Annotated in this window: 2 protein-coding genes; both read right to left on the minus strand. The window is 72.9% G+C overall.

Annotated elements, in window-relative coordinates; all coding sequences use genetic code 11:
- Positions 1-228: DUF1330 domain-containing protein (locus EAO77_RS36740; protein ID WP_147992612.1), on the minus strand; the 228-nt coding region annotated here is incomplete at its 3' end.
- Between the two features lie 110 nt (positions 229-338).
- Positions 339-672, minus strand: a 334-nt coding sequence (locus EAO77_RS39230; RefSeq protein WP_187283586.1) for a GNAT family N-acetyltransferase, incomplete at its 5' end; no start/stop codon positions are given.

Below are 672 nucleotides of genomic sequence, written 5' to 3' on the forward strand. Positions count from 1 at the left end.
GCGGTAGGCGTCGGAGTCGTACCAGGCGCGGGCGGCGTCGAGGGACGGGAACCCGATGACGACGACCGAGCCCGGCCAGTCGCCCTCCATGACCTCGTGGGCGGTGCCGTGGACGAGGAAGCGGCCCTCGTACGGGTCCATGGTGGCCTGGATGCGCTCGATGTAGTCGAGGACCTCGTCGTGGGGCTGTCCGGTGGGCATCAGCCGGGCGATCGCGTAGGCGGTCATCGTTCCTCCGTGCGGTGGGCGGTGGAGTGCGGGGCGCGGGTTCGATCGTGCCCGGGAGCGGCCGCGCCGGTCGATGACCCGGGAGGTCATCGACCGGCGGCCCCGCGGCCCTACAGCGTGGCCTGGAAGTAGCCGACGAGGCGTTCGCGCCGGTAGCCGAGGCGGTCGTTGACGGCCAGCATGGGGCCGTTCTCGTCGGCGACGGTCGTGCCGATCTCGCGGAGTCCGGGGCGTTCGTCGGCGAGGACGCCCATCAGATGGCGTTTGACGGCGCGTCCGAGTCCGCGGCCGCGGTGTACGGGGACGACGACGGTGTCGTACTGGAGCGCACGGGTGTCCGCCGGGTCGCGCAGCACGACCTCGGTGTACGCGGCCACGGAATCCGTCGCGGTGTGGAGCACCGCGGCGGTGTGCAGCACCCCGCCGCGCTCGGAGACCACGCGG

It is taken from the genome of Streptomyces sp. T39 (assembly GCF_008042045.1).
GTDB lineage: Bacteria > Actinomycetota > Actinomycetes > Streptomycetales > Streptomycetaceae > Streptomyces.